The organism is Paenibacillus sp. P46E, from assembly GCF_001909095.1.
Taxonomy (GTDB): Bacteria; Bacillota; Bacilli; order Paenibacillales; family Paenibacillaceae; genus Paenibacillus_AQ; species Paenibacillus_AQ helianthi.
The window spans coordinates 13,213-31,248 of sequence record NZ_LVYZ01000099.1 but is presented as its reverse complement, the minus strand read 5'-3'; the positions used below and the strand labels follow the sequence as shown (position 1 = coordinate 31,248).

General features: G+C 51.7%; 16 protein-coding genes. 4 read left to right on the top strand and 12 right to left on the bottom strand.

The genetic code is table 11. The features are described from left to right. Positions 1–156 precede the first annotated feature (156 nt). Positions 157–1,239: a hypothetical protein gene (locus A3849_RS30235; RefSeq protein ID WP_074114767.1), complete on the top strand. Its 1,083-nt coding sequence runs from the start codon at positions 157–159 to the stop codon at positions 1,237–1,239. A 167-nt stretch (positions 1,240–1,406) separates the two neighbouring features. On the opposite strand, the gene A3849_RS30230 is transcribed toward A3849_RS30235, so the two are convergent. Next, entirely contained in the window at positions 1,407–1,595 is a 189-nt protein-coding gene (locus tag A3849_RS30230; protein ID WP_074085117.1) for a YqzE family protein, read from the bottom strand. 170 nt (positions 1,596–1,765) lie between these two features. Between A3849_RS30230 and A3849_RS30225 the strand changes: the two genes are divergently transcribed. Further along, on the top strand, positions 1,766–2,542 hold the full coding sequence (locus A3849_RS30225; protein WP_074114766.1) for an N-acetylmuramoyl-L-alanine amidase: 777 nt from the start codon (positions 1,766–1,768) through the stop codon (positions 2,540–2,542). Here A3849_RS30225 and A3849_RS30220 read toward each other — a convergent pair. The 3 genes from A3849_RS30220 to A3849_RS30210 all read right to left on the bottom strand — a co-directional run bounded on the left by A3849_RS30220 (position 2,529) and on the right by A3849_RS30210 (position 5,211). Beyond that, on the bottom strand, positions 2,529–3,455 hold the full coding sequence (locus tag A3849_RS30220) for a divergent polysaccharide deacetylase family protein (protein WP_074114765.1): 927 nt from the start codon (positions 3,453–3,455) through the stop codon (positions 2,529–2,531). The genes A3849_RS30225 and A3849_RS30220 overlap by 14 nt on opposite strands. Positions 3,456–3,541: 86 nt before the next feature. Beyond that, positions 3,542–4,645 (bottom strand): glycerol dehydrogenase, encoded by a 1,104-nt coding sequence (locus tag A3849_RS30215; protein WP_074114764.1) that lies wholly within the window; start codon positions 4,643–4,645, stop codon positions 3,542–3,544. A gap of 110 nt (positions 4,646–4,755) precedes the next feature. Next, a complete protein-coding gene (locus A3849_RS30210; RefSeq protein ID WP_074114763.1) occupies positions 4,756–5,211 on the bottom strand; it encodes a MerR family transcriptional regulator in 456 nt (151 codons plus the stop codon). Between the two features lie 201 nt (positions 5,212–5,412). Here A3849_RS30210 and A3849_RS30205 point away from each other — a divergent pair, with 201 nt between their 5' ends. Further along, positions 5,413–6,270, top strand: a complete 858-nt coding sequence (locus A3849_RS30205) for an SDR family NAD(P)-dependent oxidoreductase (RefSeq protein WP_074114762.1) — start codon at positions 5,413–5,415, stop codon at positions 6,268–6,270. Here the strand turns inward: A3849_RS30205 and A3849_RS30200 are convergent. Then, positions 6,237–7,187, bottom strand: a complete 951-nt coding sequence (locus tag A3849_RS30200) for a hypothetical protein (RefSeq protein WP_074114761.1) — start codon at positions 7,185–7,187, stop codon at positions 6,237–6,239. The genes A3849_RS30205 and A3849_RS30200 overlap by 34 nt on opposite strands. Before the next feature lie 330 nt (positions 7,188–7,517). Between A3849_RS30200 and A3849_RS30195 the strand changes: the two genes are divergently transcribed. After that, a complete protein-coding gene (locus tag A3849_RS30195; RefSeq protein ID WP_074114760.1) occupies positions 7,518–8,363 on the top strand; it encodes a YihY/virulence factor BrkB family protein in 846 nt (281 codons plus the stop codon). Positions 8,364–8,371: 8 nt separating this feature from the next. Here A3849_RS30195 and A3849_RS30190 read toward each other — a convergent pair whose 3' ends face one another. From A3849_RS30190 to A3849_RS30160, 7 genes are all read right to left on the bottom strand, one after another. Then, positions 8,372–9,784 carry an FAD-dependent oxidoreductase gene (locus A3849_RS30190; RefSeq protein WP_083613733.1) on the bottom strand — a complete coding sequence of 471 codons (1,413 nt, stop codon included), beginning with the start codon at positions 9,782–9,784 and terminating at the stop codon, positions 8,372–8,374. A gap of 15 nt (positions 9,785–9,799) precedes the next feature. After that, the gene (locus tag A3849_RS30185) at positions 9,800–11,341 is read right to left on the bottom strand and encodes an extracellular solute-binding protein (protein WP_074114759.1); all 1,542 of its coding nucleotides are present in this window, start codon (positions 11,339–11,341) and stop codon (positions 9,800–9,802) included. Positions 11,342–11,378: 37 nt separating this feature from the next. Further along, entirely contained in the window at positions 11,379–12,254 is an 876-nt protein-coding gene (locus tag A3849_RS30180; RefSeq protein WP_074114758.1) for a carbohydrate ABC transporter permease, read from the bottom strand. Positions 12,255–12,276: 22 nt separating this feature from the next. Further along, positions 12,277–13,137 carry an ABC transporter permease gene (locus tag A3849_RS30175; RefSeq protein ID WP_083613747.1) on the bottom strand — a complete coding sequence of 287 codons (861 nt, stop codon included), beginning with the start codon at positions 13,135–13,137 and terminating at the stop codon, positions 12,277–12,279. A gap of 216 nt (positions 13,138–13,353) precedes the next feature. Then, the gene (locus A3849_RS30170; protein ID WP_074114756.1) at positions 13,354–15,207 is read right to left on the bottom strand and encodes a sensor histidine kinase; all 1,854 of its coding nucleotides are present in this window, start codon (positions 15,205–15,207) and stop codon (positions 13,354–13,356) included. Positions 15,208–15,262: 55 nt separating this feature from the next. After that, on the bottom strand, positions 15,263–16,909 hold the full coding sequence (locus A3849_RS30165; protein ID WP_074114755.1) for a response regulator transcription factor: 1,647 nt from the start codon (positions 16,907–16,909) through the stop codon (positions 15,263–15,265). A gap of 166 nt (positions 16,910–17,075) precedes the next feature. Continuing rightward, positions 17,076–17,978: a GNAT family N-acetyltransferase gene (locus A3849_RS30160; RefSeq protein ID WP_074114754.1), complete on the bottom strand. Its 903-nt coding sequence runs from the start codon at positions 17,976–17,978 to the stop codon at positions 17,076–17,078. Positions 17,979–18,036: the final 58 nt, after the last annotated feature.

Here is an 18,036-nt window from a genome sequence, read left to right as displayed (position 1 = left end):
TTTTCAGAGCTTGTCCACTACAATACAATCAGTACTTCCGGCAAGTGGAAACGAATACCATCCTTTTATGGATAGTATTCGTTTCAGCGAGAAATAGAAGGATGATTTATAGCGTGAAACATATTAATCCTTATATTTTAGGAAAGGTGAACGCCAATGAAGATAAAATCTAGGCAGAAAGACGCTCTTGGATACCGTGCACGCCTCCTTCTCTGCCTGTGTCTGGGTCTGATCCTGTTCTCAGCAAGCTCTGCATTTCCTGCAGAGCTGTCAGCCACAGGGACCCGGGTGACCGTCACACAAGCGGTCTCCAAAGCCTATTTGCCTTTACTTGAGATGACACCCGTTGCCTCACCGGAATCCTTGCAGGATTTCGCCAGTCTAACGATTAGCAAGCTGGCGGCCAGTCCGCCCTTCACGGGCTGGAAACATGCCAGCACTGAGTATTTCCCCCTTGGTCCTGGAACCCATAGCTGGCTGGTTAATGTGATGAACGGAGAGCAACGGATTGGCTATTTGATTATCACCGCTGCAGAACAAGGCGGTTATGTGCTTAGTGAGTATGGAGCCGGCAGCTACGGCCTCCCCTACAGCATGCAGGATCTGCGCCAGTTTCTGGTGCAGCAGGAACTTATCCCCTCCTATTTTTCCGGAAAGCTTGAACTTGACGCGCTCTATGCTCCAATGCTGCCCGTATGGAAATTAACGATAGGCAGCAAGACATTCTATATTAATGCATCTATATTACAGGTTCTGCCTTGGAGTCCCAGCCAAGCGGATGATGTTCTGCATGGCAAAGCTGGCGGAAGCGGCACCCTATCCAGCCTGGATACAGCTCTTTCTCCCCTTCCCGTCTACCTGACGGAGGGGCAGGATGATCCCTATGCCGATTTGATCTGGCTGTCGGCACCGCCACTGGCCAATCTCAGCACCGACAAACTCGCCCTGACGCTTGCCTCAGGCGGCAGTTTAGCCTTCCAATCCCGAGGCCGAAATGATGCATTGGGGGCTCCCTTTATGATTACCGGTTACCAGAGCTGGCGGATAGCTGACTCCGGCAGCAGCACGGATAGCGCCGGCTCCAGCATCCTGTACGCCGCTTCCGGACCGGAAGGCAGACGGTATCTCCCCTTTGGGGCGCTACAGCATAGCGGTACCCTGCACAAGCTTCCCTCATCCGGCAGTGCCGCACTAGGCTTCACTTCTGAAGTAGTATCAGCCGGTTCTGTCCCTAAATGAGGTAGTGCTAACAAGTCTATATGTACACACAAAGAACCTTCCCGATGCCTGAAGTATAGGCATGGGAAGGTTCTTTACTTAAGATGTGCTGTATAAGGCTGAAACGTGTATGTCTATGGTGAACCTTCTGGGCTTGATACGTTACAGCGAAGCGAGTCAGTACTGCTCTATTTCTTACTGTTTCGCGACCAATTGCTGCGCCATATGGACCAGCCTAGCGGAAGCATGCCGAACCATTTTTCCGACCAGGGCTGCTTTTCAGCCTTTCTCCGTTCCCTGCTGGCCTTCGGGTCTTCCATATAGACGACTACCTTCTCCGTGATGTACTTCACCAGATCATCTCCCCCGGAAGCCATACGGATCACCTCCTGTTTCCCTGATTCAGAAGTCCATTACATCTTTCTAGTCTGCTCCATAATCCCACATGCTAAACCTTTGCACTTGGATCCGTATAGCTTGGACAGCTATGGCACAATCTAACAAAGAGTCCATCCCATTGACCCGCCCAGACAAGGAGGTTATTCACTTGAGAAGCTCGTATCACTTGAAAACACTGCCGAGAGCAATCGTCTGCCTGAGACAAACACGGTGTTTATGGATGCTACTGGTAATTGCAGGACTTCTGCTCTCGTTATTGTCAGGAACGGCTGCGGGAGCACAACCGCTTCCTGTATCTCCAGTAGCAGACGGGAAGCCGGAACGCCAACAAATACTCGGCCACGATCAGCGGATCATTCTGATTGACGCCGGACATGGGGGTGTAGACGGCGGCACCTCGCATGGCAGCATTCTGGAAAAAGATATTACGCTGGCGATATCCCGCCGCCTGTTCCTGCTGCTGCGCAGTGACGGTTTTGACGCCATTCTGAACCGGACCGGGGATTACGCTCCCAGTGATGAGAACCGCTGGCTTCGCAGCTCCTCCCGGCATTTGCGTGATCTGGCTCAGCGCAAGGAGCTGGCTGAGACCCTGCCTGCGAACCTTGTGGTCAGCATTCATATCAACTGGGCGCCTTCTCCGGCGAAGCATGGGCCATTGGTGCTATACCGCCAGGAGGGCCGCAGCTTCCTGCTGGCCAGGTCTATTCAGGATCAGCTGAACCAGCTCTATGATGTATCGGAATCTCCCAGAGCCGGCAAACCCTTTTATCTGCTCAACAAAATAACCGCCACAACGGTTATCGTTGAGGCGGGATTCATTAGCAGTGCAGCCGACCGGGACAGGCTCTGCAGCCCGAAGGGCCAGGAGGAAATTGCCGAAGCCATCGCGGGCGGCATCGCTGCCTACCTTATGGAAGTGTGAGACTGGAATTCCATTTCCACTGGACCTTGACCAGATCCGAAATGCCTACAAATTCAACACTGTCTTTCAACTCGGCAATACCGCTGCGGATACCTGCGGCGGTCTCTTTACCCTGAATGCCGACATGTCCGATCGTCACACAATATTTTTGACTCTGCGCCCTTTCCTGCACAAGCCGCATTTGCTTCGCCACATGGCCTGAGGTATGGACATCATCCAGAAAAATGTGATTCTCCACCGGAGGAAGTCCCATCTCCCTAGCCATCCTTCCGGCAATCGAGCGGTAGTTGGTGTGACTGTCGACAAAGAACAAGCCACGCTCCTTGCATACGCTCAGAATAATGCCCATGACCCGCTCATCTCCGGTCACTTTGGAACCCATGTGATTGTTGATCCCGATGGCAAACGGAATATTATCCAGTGCAGCCTCCACCCGCTGGCGCACCTCTGTATCGCTCATCCGTGTCAGGACGGCTCCTGGCCCCAGCCATTCCGGTCTGCCTTTATTCGGCTCCATGGGCAAATGCACCAGCACATCCAGGCCCTGCTCATGCGCACGCCTTGCATCCTTCTCCGAAGTCGGGAGGAATGGCATGACCGCCACCGTGAATTTCACAGGCAGCGCGAACATCTCATCCGTCCCCCGCATCCCGTTGCCAAAATCATCAATGATCATGGCTACACGGCTGCGACCTGAAATGTTCTCTGCTGGCTGTACACGTGTGCTTCTGCCGCCACTTGGCGGAACGGGCTCCGCCAGCAGAACGCCAGGATGTTTCTGCATCCGGCCAGAGTCTTGTGCAAGGTCCTTCCCTTGAGCGGGTGGTGCAGCAATGCACAATGTGGTTAGTATAACTACTAACCCAAAAAGACACATCAAGGTGCGTTTAACCAAACGATAGCCCTTATTCATAAGGAATCCTCCTTCGAGTTCTATAACCGTAGTTCTCATTGTTTGGAACCCGAAGGATAAATATGTACAGGACGGCTTCGCAATTATTAACAATCCCCAGCCAAGACCTGCTGTCCCCGCCGATCTGCGGCAAGAATAGCATCAAGCACCTGCTGTGGAGTCACAGTAAAAGGCATATTCCCCATCGGATTGTCTTCCGCACAGCTCGCTTCAGCAGCAGTCATAAGTCGCTCCTCCAGAGTACCGGACAACCCCAGTTGGCTTAAGGTCAATGGCAGGCCAGCCATCCGGCAAAATGAAAGGACCTCCACGATCTCCTCTTCCGGTGCCTGCTCAAGTATCAGCTGCACAAGTGTCGTGAATGCGACCTTCTCACCATGCAGCACATGCCGGCATTCCTCCAGCACCGTAAGCCCATTATGGATGGCGTGGGCTGCAGCTAATCCGCCACTCTCAAAACCGATGCCGCTGAGATAAATGTTGGCTTCGACAATGTGCCCAACCGCCTCTGAGCCGATACCTTCCCGGCAATCCTGCAGCGCCTCGGCTCCATAGGCGAGCAGAGTGTCACGGCAAGCACCCGCCAGAGCGAGGGCGGCAATGGAGCCGGTTCCTCCGGCCTCAGTAACCGCACCCGAGCGGCGGCAGGCTCTAGCCTCATAATAGGTTGACAAGGCATCGCCCATTCCGGCAGCGAGCAGTCTGGCCGGCGCCTTGGCGATGATATCCACATCGGCAACCACCATATCCGGACTGCGCTGCAAGTGCAGGTAACGGTCCAATTGGCCATCCTCCTTGTATAGCACGGACAGGGCGCTGCAGGGTGCATCGGTGGAAGCCACCGTTGGCACGAGGACCACAGGCAACTCCGCGAAGTGGCTGACCGCTTTTGCCGTATCCAGAGTTTTCCCGCCACCGATACCGACAATCACACCAATGCCCGCATCAAGTCCGCCAATAAGTTGTTCTACTTGCTCCATCGAACACTCCCCCCGGAATTCATGCTGAACCACAGGGAGAGCCGCACGTTCAAAGCTATCAGCAACCTCTTGCCCATATACAGAGAGGATATAGGGATCTACGATCGCATAGGCTCCTTTCACTCCGAGCTGTGCGCAATAACGTCCAAGCTGCGAAAGCTCGCCTTTCCCCTGAATATATTTTGACGGAGAGCAAATCATTTGTGTCATCTGTAACTCCTCCCAAATCCATAGTCTTTCGAATTCCTTTCATTCTAAGCAGACTGTCCGGATCCGGCAATGAAAAAAGCCCCAACCTATGGGCTGGAGCCTACAGTCTATTATCGTATTGTCCGGCGCACAGGCAGTTTCTTCTGATCTCCGGTCAGTTCACATTCCTGCGGCCCAAGAAAGTTCTGGTCTATTTTGCTGTCGATCAGATCTACAATTTGTTGCAAGGACGCGATCTGATCCAGTATTTTCTGCTTATGGTTCAATATCCTCTCATGCAGTTCCGGAAATTCAGACAAATTGGAATCCAGTGACAGGTCCAGGTAAGGGCGCATCTCATCCAATGACATCCCTGTTTTTTTGAGGCAGGTGATCAGCTTCATGGTCTCAATATCGTGGCCGCTGTAGATACGGTGGCTGTTTCCCTTACGCTGCGCCCGGGGCAGCAATCCAATCTTCTCATAATACCGTATCGTATCCTCTGTAATCCCCGTAAGCTCCGAGGTTTGTTTAATGGAATAACCGTGCAGCACATCAACGCCAGTGTTCACACCAGCTTCGCTCATAGGATCACCTTCCGCGGTTATTTTGAACTGTGTCTTCTATTCATTGTATAACCTGGAGTCAGCTCCAAGTCAATCTTAAGTTTGCTTAAAAATCCTCCGCTTGACTTGGAGTCGGCTCCAAGTTATACACTGAGCGCATTAACCGCAGGCCTTCAGCTCATTTCAGCAGCCTGCAGACTCACTCCAAAGGAGAAATGACAAATGACTACAGGACAACAGTATCGAGGAACAGCACTGATTACAGGTGCAAACAACGGCATAGGACTTGAATTGACCCGCAAAATGCTGGCAGAAGGCTGGCAGATTATTGCCTTGATCCGTTCGGGCTATCCAATGGAAGATCCATTCATCGCCGAGTCCGTCAAAAGCGGGAAGCTGCGGATCTACAAAGCCGACCTTAGTGACTTCACCGCGCTGAGACGTGCCTTAAATGAGATTAAAAGTAAGGAGCAGAGGATCGATCTGCTGTTCAACAATGCGGGCGGCAGCTTCCCTGAACTAAGCAACTCCAGGCAAGGACGTGAAATGCACTTCGATCTCCAGACCGTAGCGCCGTATTTGATTACCATGGAGCTCAAAGCGCTTCTCCAGAAAGGGCAATTAAAAACCGTAGTCAACACTTCGTCCAATGCATTTATGACCATGAAGCGATTTAACCCGGATTTGCTGGAGCATCCCACTGAATTTAAAAAGCTTTTCGGTCCGTATGCGGCCTCCAAGCTGGCTCTCTCGCTCTGGACCCGTGAGCTTGCCCCTCAGCTGGCTGCGGAAGGCATCCTGATCCGAAGCGCCGATCCCGGAGGTAATAATACCATCAGAAGCGGCAAAAAATCAGGATTGCCCTTCTGGCTGAAGCCGATCATTAAGCTCTTCTTCCCTCACCCGCGCCATGGTGCCGGACTACTGTACAATGCAGCCTTAGGTCAGCACAGCAAGCAGCCCGGTGTTTTTCTGATGAAGGATCAGATCACCGAGCTGAAGTTCACTGAACACAGCGCCACTGTCCTTGCGAAGGTGCGGGCCATTTATGAGCAGGAATTCCTAAAAGACGGCGAATAACGGCCAAACGCGCGCAGCAGCAGCACATTCTCAATCACGATATGCGTTTTCCACCAGTTTTCGCTGATGGCGAACTCCCGCTCATAGGCGTCCCAACTCCAGGTCAAGTTCCAGACGCCTTCCTCATTTCTTGTCTGAAGAAGATAGTCCAGCTCCTTATGAAGAAGAGCGGCATTGCCTGCATACCCCGGGCTCTCCGGTGATTGGATGAATACCGAGGGTCTGCAGCTGTAGCCGCTCCACTCCCCGGCTTCCCGCTTAATTAATGCTGTAATTTGCTCCACAGCAGCTGCCTGAAGCCGGGCATAGGGCAATTGTTCCTGCAACCCCGCGTCCGAGATACACTCGATGAGAGTAACGATACATTTAAGCGGATGCATCTCAATCCCAGGGTCTGTGAGGAAAAATACACTCAATTCTCTGGCAATCTCCATCCCTCGTTGATAGAGTCTGCTGCTTCTATCCGCATACTTCAGAATAAATCCGGCCAGAATGGCTGTAGGATTGTACATACTGTGGGCCGTGCTATTCGAGCTTGTGTGCCACCATGGCGCATGCGGATAAATGTTATTTGATTCAACAACATTCTTCCACGCATTCCCCTCCACCTCAGCTCCACTGTCAAGATACTTCAGAATCCCTTGAATCACTGGATGAGATCCATCCTCCCAATGTATCTCCAGCAGCTTCTCTACTGCGTTAGCAGTCTGAATCGGAGCCGAACATGGATTCCACGAATCTGCCTCGAGGGCATAAGCCAACCCGCCATCCTCATTCTGATAGGCCGATAAGGCAGACAGCACAGCCTCTGCTGGTCCCTTCTCGAAGTGAAACTTCCATCGCGCCAGGTCAACCGGCCGGGCATTGCGGTACACCCAATTTCGGATCCTTTTGAAATCCTGTTCTGATAAATCCATCTGCATTCTCCTTTGGGCACAAGGTCTAGACATGAACATCCTCTGCACCTGCCTGTATTTAACCCCACTCTTCCCTCAAATACTATGATATCCTTCATTACCGGGAAGAAAATTGGGTTGGCTACCCCCTGCGATAGATCCCGAATCTGGCATCCGACACATCTAGCTTGCCCGTACCATTGATTTAGCTACCCGCTTGACATAAGCTAATCTATAGCAGTTTCCTATTCCTCTAAATGCTTTCTGCCGCTCCATCCACTGATTCCAACCTGGGAAGTTGAGTTAAATATATGCGATAAGCATATTATAGGATAAGCAGAGGAGGGACTTATGAAGAAGACTGCCACCAGACGCGCCATTTCCTTTTCCAAACAGCTGTATCACAAGATTAAACTTGATGATGTTCAAGGGATCAGCGCACAGCTTACCTACTACTTAATCCTGTCTTTATTCCCTTTTCTGATCTTCATTATGACACTGATTGGTTATGCCCATATTTCGGTGGAGGATAAAATCCGTGATCTGGAGCAGATCATGCCTGCCGAGGCGATCTCAATTATCGAGGAAATTCTGAAGGATGTTGCGGAGGGCCGCAGTCAGGCTTTGCTGTCCTTCGGGATGCTGGCAACCTTATGGGCCGCCTCCAAAGGAATCAATGCGATCATCAAAGGCCTCAACCGTGCCTACGATATTGAGGAGAGCAGGGTTTTCTGGAAAATACGCGGTATTGCCTTTTTGGCCACTCTCTTCATCGGATTAGTGGTGCTGCTCAGCATTTTGCTGCTGGTATTTGGCTCCTGGCTGAAAACACAGGTCTTCCTGCTGGTCGATCTGCCTTATGGCTTCCAAAAAATTTGGGACTTGCTGCAATATGCTGTTCCGCTGTCCATCATGTTCATCGTCTTCACTCTGCTGTACTGGATTGCCCCCAGCCGCAGGCTAAGACTGAAAGAGGTTATGCCCGGCGCGATGTTTGCTACCCTCGGCTGGATCATAACCTCTACCCTGTTCTCCGTCTATGTCAATCAGTTCAGCAGTTTCACTGAGACCTATGGCAGTCTCGGCGGGGTCATGGTGCTGCTGATCTGGCTGTACATCAGCTCCATCATTATCCTGGCCGGCGGTGAGATCAACGCCATCCTTATGAACCGGACGCTCAAGCGGTCCATCAAGTGAATGTAAGCTTAATGGTAAAGGTTCCCGCCGCTGCCTTCCCCACCCTTGGCCGTTGCGGCGGCTGACGCCGCTGCCTCGGCTTCCGTAAGCGGCAGATATGCGCCTTCCTCCCGCAGCCGTCTGCGGAGGGAAATCGTGTCTACCGCATGGACGTTAGGCAGGGGCTGTACAGCAGCCATGGCAGAGGCAATCCCTGCAGCCTCACCCATTGCCAGACAGACAGGCATAACTCTGACGCTTCCCTGCACTTCACGTACACAGGAAATGGAGCGCCCGGCAACCAGCACATTTTTGAGCGAACGGGGGGTCAGGCAACGGTAGGGAATCCCATGAGATTCTCCCGGACCATATCGCTTAATCACTTCCTGCTTGCCTCCAGCCTGCTTCTCCTCCTTCTCCGTTCCATGGATATCAATGAAATAGCTGTTACGGCAAATTTCATCGGCGAAGCTTCGGCGGCTGACGTAATCATCCACACTGAGCACATAATCTCCTGTAATTCTCCGTGTCTCCCGCACGCCCATCAATGATCCCGTATTGGCTACGAACGAGTTCCCGAAGGAGGCTGGCTGGTATTCAGCAAGAGCATCCCTGTAAGCTGCGGCCAGCTTGCGTCCCTGCATCAGAGCCTCGGATATGGATAGAACATCCGTATTATCCACTTCCCACAAATGACCTGCATTGAAGCCAACCGTTCGGGGAGCAATAATATTGTTGCAGATATGCGCATCCGGGATCAGGGGATAACGGCCGGAGCCAAGAATATCATAAATCGGGCTGGTTTTGTTGTTGTTATGGAGCATCGGGCCATGAAGGTACGCATACTCATCCACATTGCCCAGCGTGAAGCAGTGTGTGGCCGGCATCAGCTCACCAGTATCCGCATCTCCTTTCAGATATTCCGCACCCGCCCAAGCGGCAACATCCGCATCACCCGTACAGTCAACATACACCTTGGCCTTCAGGGCTTGAAGCCCGCTTTTACTGGCTGTAATCAGTGCAGTCACATTACCGTCCTCATCCGTATCTACCGCACCCAGCTGTGTCATGAACTGAACCTTTGCCCCCGCTCCTTGGACCAGCTCATCATAGACCACCTTCAGCTTCTCAGGCTCAATAGGCACCCAGTCCATAGCATCCTTGCTTACATGCGGCATCTTCGCCTTCAGAGTTTCAAATACCTTCATCGCCAGCCCTCTGTAGATCATCGTCTCCAGATCAGAGAATGGACACCACGCCGGCACCAGTCCCGAAGTTCCCATTCCGCCAAGGCTGCTTGTGGCTTCAATCAGCAGCGTTTTTGCTCCTTCCCGAGCTGCCGCGGCTGCCGCAGTACACCCGGACGGACCTCCGCCCACTACAATGACATCCCAGGAATCCTGAAGCGGAATTTCGTTACTCCGCATTCTGTAGCTGTTCATGCGCTTCCCTCCCGACTATTTCTTCACTGACGCATACCATTCATTGACTTCCCTGGCGCTGGCTTCACCACCGGCGGCATTGTATTTCTCTACGAATGCGGCCACTGCATCCACCGATTCCTCGCCAACAATCACTTTTACAGCAAAATCATTGATCATCTGATTCAGCGATGCGTTGTTCTTGGAGTACTCCGGCAAGGACGGCGCCATGGCCAGCGGATCAGAGATTCGGAATTCAGCCGGAATATCCTTGTTCAGGAAGGTGAAGCCTGCGAACAAACGCGGGTCTTTCTGCACACGGGCCTGCCAGTATACGGGATACAGCTTCTCATCAATTCCGGTCAAATAGTTGCTTGCCAGTCCGCGCTCATCGGTAAACAGGGGCAGAATCGGGCTGTAGACACCGTCTTTGTAAGTGAAATGCTTCCCTTCCTCGCCAATGGCGATCAGCTTGAAGGTCTCTTTGTCCAGCTTGGCATTGATCCACTTGATGGCATCCTCCGGATGCTTTGAGGACTTGGGAATAAAGGTCAGCCGGTCAAAACCGCCACTCATTCCTATACCCGCCTGCCCATCCTTACCCTTCAACGCTGGAACATAAGCATATTTGGCATCCGGGAAGTTCTTGGTCAGGGCGTCTGCAATGCCGGGGATATCATACCAGGCAAGCGGGATCACACCGACCCGTCCGCTAGTGAACTTTTCTTTCAGTGTAGCGTCTTTATTCACTGCAAACTCTTTATCCAGCAGCCCCTGCTTATACAGATCAGCCATATAACTCAGATATTCTCTGAACCCCGGATGTGCCGGTGCCGCAACCAGCTTCCCATCCACTACATTCCAGCTGGTGGCGATGCCGAAAGCGCCGGTTACATTAACCATCGTGGCCATTGCGCCGTCTATGGAGAGCGGTGCGCCTTTATCCCCATTCCCCCCCGGATCCTTTTCCTTAAAAGCCTTCAGGACTGCAGTGAATTCATCCAGTGTTGTGGGCATCTTAAGGCCAAGCTTATCCAGCCAATCCGTGCGGATCATCAGACTGCTGCCCGCAAACTCGGACGCCCGGTTCGGAATAGCGTAGATTTTGCCGTCCACCTTCATCGCCTCGAAGGATTCGGGAGAGATAGAGGCTTTGATATTCTCTCCATACTTGTCAATCAGCGGGGTCAGATCCACAAGTGCACCCATCTTGGCATAATCGGTATAGACCGCTTTCTCTCCATTGATGGTAATGACATCGTAAGGCTCTGCGGAGGAAATCAGCAGATTCAGCTTATCCATGGCCTTATCAGCAGGCAGCATCTCGTATTTGACCTTATATCCGGTTTTCTCCTCCACCACTTTGGCCAGTGTATACGTGTTATAATCATCCTTCGACCATAAATTGAGCGTCTTCAGTTCCGGTTTGGAGCCGCTTTCCGTTTGCGTGCCAGCCGTTTGCTCCGCTGCACTTCCGGCTGCGCCATCCTTGTTCGTATTGCCGGATGAACCACAGCCGGCTATCGATGCCACAAGCCCTGCAGACAGCATAAGTGTCAGCCATTTTCTATTTATCATATGAATTAAACCTCCCCTTAAGTTCTGAAATCTTAGGTCATCCCTTAACCGATCCAATCAGCACCCCTTTGATAAAATACTTCTGCATAAACGGATATACGAGCAGGATCGGCACCGTAGACGCGACGACTGTAGCAGCGCGGATGCCTTCGGGGGACATATTCATAAGATCGTCTACGCTTTTATTCGTGAGGTTTGCACTATTTGCATCCATCACCACATCCTGCAGATACAATTGCAGTGTCTTCAGTGCGGTGTCATTAATGTAAATCATCGGGCCAAAATAATCATTCCAATAACCCACTGCATAGAACAGCGCAATCGTAGCGATCACCGGCATACTCAGCGGAAGGATGATCCGGAACAAAATCGTATACGTCTTCGCTCCGTCGATCCGTGCAGATTCCTCCAGTGCTTCAGGGAGGCTTTCATAATAGCTTTTGATCACCAGCATATTGAACACGCTAATCATTCCCGGGAGAATCAGCACCCACAGATTATTGACCAAGTGCAGCTGGCGCATCAGCAGATAATTGGGAATCAGTCCGCCGCTGAAGAGCATCGTGAAGATGAACAGCACCATAATGAAGGAAATGCCGGGCAGATTGCGTTTGGATAGCGGATAGGCTGTAAGCGCCGTCATAAGAATGGAGATTAGTGTACCGATGGCGGTAACACCAACGGAGATACAGAAGGCCCGAATGAACATGGATGAGGAAATAACCTGCGTCAGCGTATCGAGCTGGAACCCTACAGGCAGAATGCCGACTTTGCCGGAGGTGATTGCCCACTCTTCGCTGACCGATTTGGAGAAGACACTTGCCGGGGGCAGCAGCATAATGAGTCCGATGGCAATCAGGAAAAGATACACTCCGGTATCCAGCAAAAGATCCCCTTTGGTCCGTTTGGTCATGGTTGTCCTGCTCCTTTCCTCCTCACCAGATCCCGCGCTTCAGCAGCTTGCGGCTGAGATAATTACCGGAGACAATGAGAATAAAACCTACGACTGAATTGAATAATCCGACTGCCGTACTGAAGCTGTAGTCCATTTTGCCAAGACCGATCCGGTATACAAAGGTTCCGATGACATCAGCCGTCTCGTAAACCACCGGATTGTACATCGTGAGAATCTGCTCGGTCCCGGCATCCAGCACAGAGCCCAGGCGGAGAATGAACATCAGCACTACTGTAGGCAGAATCCCGGGGAGCGAGATATGCAGCATTCTGCGGATCCGGCCCGCCCCATCTATGGAAGCGGCTTCATATTGTTCCTGATCAATCCCGGCGATAGCGGCAATGAAGACGATGGCATTCCAGCCTACCTCCTTCCATCCGGCAGTGAAGACTACCAGACTGCGGAAATACTGGTTGCTGACAAAGAAACTGACCGGCTCTCCGCCGAACCACTGAATGATATGGTTGACGAGCCCTCCTGAAGTAGAGAGAATCGTCACGAACAATCCGGATATAATGACCCAGGACAGAAAATGCGGAAGATAGATAATCGTCTGAATAGTCCGTTTGAAAAACATCAGCCGGACCTCGTTCAGCACCAGCGCTATGATAATCGGAACCGGGAACAGCAGCACGATCTTATATACGCTGATCAGCAGCGTATTCATGAATACCTGTCCGAACTCCTCGGACTGGACCAGCTTGTGGAACTGCTCCAGCCCCACCCATTCACTGCCTCTGATGCCGTCAAAAATATTAAAGTCCTGAAAGGCGATCAGCACGCCATACAAAGGCGTATATTTGAAAAGCAGCAGAAACAAAAGTCCGGGGATCAGCAGCATATAATAGTCCCTGTTCCTCCAGGCTAGTCTCCATTTGCCGGCAGCCCTGCTTCTGGCTGCGGCTGTTCTGCTCTTCGGGTTCAACTCCGTGGCACCTGCGCCCAACTTCAATCACCTCCGTATGCTTGTGAGTTGATTATACTGAGGAATGGGGCACGGCCAGTAGAGGGTAATCTGATTATTTCTGGTCTCTGGCGACTGTAAATATAGATGGTTTTATTCCGCAAGGGTCGCTTTCACGGTAACTCTTACAGTCGTGCCCTTTCCGGGCTGCGTTTCGATGGATAGACCATAACGGTTCCCGGCAAAATAACGGATTCTCTCATTTACATTGTATAATCCGAACGACCCGTCCAGTCCATCCTCCTGCTGCCCGGCGGCGGGTTCGAGGAGTAGCCGGTTAGCCTGCTCCGGGTTCATACCAATTCCGTCATCTGCAACCGTAAGTACAACATCGCCATTCTCCAGACACGCCGAAATCGCTATCGTTCCCTGCTTGTTTTTCATCTTGCGGATACCGTGCAGCAGTGCATTCTCTACCAGCGGCTGCAGTGTCAGCTTGGGAATGATATACGCCGCGAGCCCAGGCTCCGCCTGAATGGAGAAGGTGAATGTAGACGGAAAACGGTTCTGCTGAATCTCCAGGAATACCCGCGCCAGCTCTAATTCGTCGGCTATGCTGACATTATCGCGGCCCTTGTTCAGACTTAACCGGAAATACTGTGCTAGCGCCTCGATCATCTCGCTGGTATCCTCCGCATCATGGGAGATGGCCGACCAGTTGATCATATCCAGGGCATTATAGAGAAAATGCGGATTGATCTGTGCCTGCAGCGTCCTCAGCTGGGCTTCCCGTTCCTGCATCTTCGCCTGATAAGACTCTTCCATCAGGTGATTGACCTTATGAATCAGATGATCAACGCTGCGCTCCAGCAGCCGGAAATCCCCGTCCGGCATCGACCGGCGATCCTCCAGCCACCCGATGCCCTCCTTGCGGATCATCCGCAGGATCATCTGCACCCGGCGCTGCATGCCTTGGATCATGAACATCAGGAGCACAAACACCAGAACAAGAAACATCACCGTAATTCCTGCCAGAGTGGCTATACTGGTGAACTGGCCTAGCGCCGTGGCGCGGTGCGAGATTTCCGCTTCCGACACCTGAGCCACCAGCTTCCAGCCTGTTGTCCCAATAGTGGTGTATACTACATTCACGTGATCACGGCCAATGATTCTTTTTATAATGCCTTCTTCCGTATGGCTGATCCCGTTAAGCAGTTCTTCAGGAAGGTGGTTCACAGTCTGTCCCGAACCTGCCTCTGCCTTTGTATTAGGAACCGCACCTTGATCCGGTCCATCTGTTCCATAGATCAGCTTCCCCCCTCCGTCAAGGAGGAACGGTGCATATTTGTCCGAGAAATGAAGCTCTGACACAATCTCCTGAATCATAGTTTCGGATATATCCATCACCAGAATGCCAACAATTTCCTCGTAGTCCCGCGGGTTACGCAGCAGACGGGCGGCAGAGAAAATATTTTTTTCTCCATAATCGTTATAAATTTCAGGATAAACCCCCGTCCAGACGATCCCACCGCCAGCTTCCTTTACAGCTTCATACCAGGGGTATTGATCCATATCCGCTAAGGGATACAGATTTATCCGGTCACCGCCATATATCCGGGAAGCATCGGCAAAAAAACGCAGACGGAAGATATCCTGATTCTCCTGAGCGGTTTCGGCCAAGTTGCGCAGCTCCTTGATCTGCACCAGCTGGTCGGTAATGTTGTCTTTTTGCAGCAAATTGTCGTACAGAATCTGGTTCATGAAGACGGAATTGCTGCTGTCGCGGACATGGTTCAGCTTATAGGACAGATTCATGCCCGCCTGCTTCAGAGTGAGCTGCATCGTGCGGGTCACTTCCTTCTCCAGAATGTCATTGGAACGCTGATAAAAGGAGCCCAGCATAATAGAAACCGGCAGCAGGATGAGCAGTACATAGGCAAACAGCCATTTTCTTGCAGCAAGTATTCCCTGACCCAAACCGGTCAGATAGGCCCAGGCTTTTTTCATCGTACAGCCCTCCCGGTCTTCCTGGATCGCACCCGTAAGACTTCAGACGCCGTACTCATTTATGCAGCTCTCTGAATGCGCTTGGTGTACTTCCGGTTATTTTCTTGAACAGCTTGCTGAAGTGGCTGGGATCGGTATAGCCCACCGCATAACAGACCTCATATAATTTATTCTGCGGATTTTTTAGCATGTGTTTAGCCTGCTCAATACGCACCTTGGTCAGATATTCAAATAGGGTTTCTCCGGTTTCCTGCTTGAACAACAGCCGGACGTAGGTCGGGCTTAGATATACACCTTCGGCGATGTCGGATGCGCTCAAATTCTCCGCATATCTCTGCCCGATCAGCAGACGGACCCGTTCAATAACCTCACTGGACTTTCCACTGCGTTTCAAAAGAGAGTACTCACATACCTCCTGCAGATATTCAGCGGTATAATGCAGCAAATCCCGCATCGTTTCCTGGCGCATGACCTGTTTCCAGGCTTCCATTTCCTTCTGCTCCCACTCTTCTGTCATACCATTCAATTCAAGCATGACCTGCCCGGACTGTAAGATCAGGTGCAGACTTACGTTCTGTGCATAACGTGAGCCATGCCGCCGATTCTGCTCCAGCCGTGCAAAAATCTGTTCCAGCTCATTCAACGTTCGCTCCCAGTCCCCGGATCTCAATGCCGAGAGCACCCGTTCACCCCACTCTGCTTCGTACCGGTACCGAAGATAATCTCGAGACTCCAGCTTATCCATTGTCAGGATACGATTTTTGCCCAGATACCATTTCTGGTCAGCTGCACCTCTCGCCTGTTTATAGGACGATGGCAGCTCTGACAGACTGTCCACCCCTTCACCTACCCCGATGGTTACACTGAGCTTCAGCCATTGCCGCAGATTGCCGCGGATGGATTCCGCCAGCAACAGCAGCTCCTGTTCTGGAGATTGAACCTCCTCCGCCTCTTCTGTATTTCCATCCTCCAGCTGCGGGGTCAGCAGAATACCCACATATTCTCCAGGCTGCTTCTCAAAGGTAATGCCCCGCATCTGCTTGTCGATTAACTCCTGTATAATATTCAGCACAGTATAAGACAGCAGCTGCTTATCCTGTTCACTCCGGGTATCCAGCACCTGTGGCACATCATCAATCATAATAACCACAACCATGTAATCGCTTGCAGACAACAGCGGCAAATCCAGGAACTCCAGCTTCTCCCGGATATGCGACGGATTGATGCTGTCACTGATGACGGACAGGAGAAACCTCTCGCGCAGCAGCGGCAGGCTCTGGGCCAGTTTCACCTGCATCTCCTTTACCCGGCCTCGTTCCCGGTCCTCCGCATCAAGCGACTCTGTAACCTTGCTCATAACAGAGACCAGCTCTTTGCGGCGGATGGGCTTCAGGAGGTAATCTACCGCATGGATCTGGAGAGCAGACCGCAAATAATCGGCATCGTTATGCCCGCTGATGAACACAATCTTGGCAAAAGGCAGCACCTCACGCACTTCCGCTGCCATCCGGATTCCGTCCATCGCTGGCATCTGGACATCCGTCAGCACAATATCCGGCTTCAGCTCCTTAATCAGCTCAAGTCCGGTATCCCCATCATCCGCTGTTCCAATCAGCTCGATCCCCTGCTCTGTCCAGTTCACATAGTTCCGCAGTCCGTTCAGCACCGACGGCTCATCATCCACTATGATTAGTGTTTTCATGGGCATGTTCCTTTCTGAACCCGTTAGTTATTCTGTCGTCTTCTACACACAAAGAGGTTCTCCTTCCTCAAAGGTAAATGTTGAACCCAAGAATTTTAAATATTCAGCTTATAAAAGGAAAAGAAATAGGAAAACGCCCGGTTTCCCAGGCGCTTCCTCTTTTCTGCTATTTAGCTGTCAAATCGTAGGCGAAGCATGCCGCAGCCTCCACCTGCTTGAAGCCCTCTCTAATATACAGGGCCTTGGCACGTTCATTTTCCGCGTTTACACACAGCACTGTCTGCGTATAGGCCTGTTCCTTGGCGAACCGCAATGCCGCTCTCAGCAGAATTCTCCCCAGCCCTTTACCCTGATACTCCGGAAGTATGGCCAGTGGTCCAATGTTCATGATCGGAGATCCTTCATAGTCATCGTCTGCTCCACGGACAACGCCTACCGCTTGACCATTATGGCGAAGAATCATGAGGCCGCCTTCAATGTAGTCTTTGCGGGAAATCATATTCGTTACCATTTCCGGTGTGGCCGGTGTTTCGCTCCCTTTCAGTTTGGCAAAACCGGCATTTCTCACCTCGCACCAGACAGACTCATCGGTTCCAAGCCGAAAGGGCTTAATTTCGTATCCGGTGGGCAAGCTGAAGTCAGGAACAGATTCTTCATTCCGGACAAGCAAATAGGAATAGCGCTCCACAGCGAAGCCGGCAGCTAGCATATTGTGCGTCTCTCTTGCATTAACCGTTGGCACAAATATATCCAGCTTATCCAAACCTGCCGTATGCGGTAGTATGGCTTGCAGCAGCTTCCGGTAAATTTCGGGTTCAGCGGTATCCGCCTGAAAAATCCGAAAACGGCCTTTTCGTCCTCTGCGGTTATAGTCATTCAAAATCAGCGAAGCGGCCGCAACCAGTGCTCCCTGCTCATTTACCGCCACATAGGTGGGGTTCTCTTCCGACAGTTCAAACCCGGCAAGCTGCTCTTCATATAAAAAGGAATCATCAATATCCGGCCGGTGCTTCCGGCAAAAGTCCAAAAACTCGTCTCTTCTGTGCTGACTTAACGCTTCGATCTTCATTTGCTTATCATCCTTCCAGCCTGTTATACTGCTGTTCTAAAAATATCAGAAGTTCAAT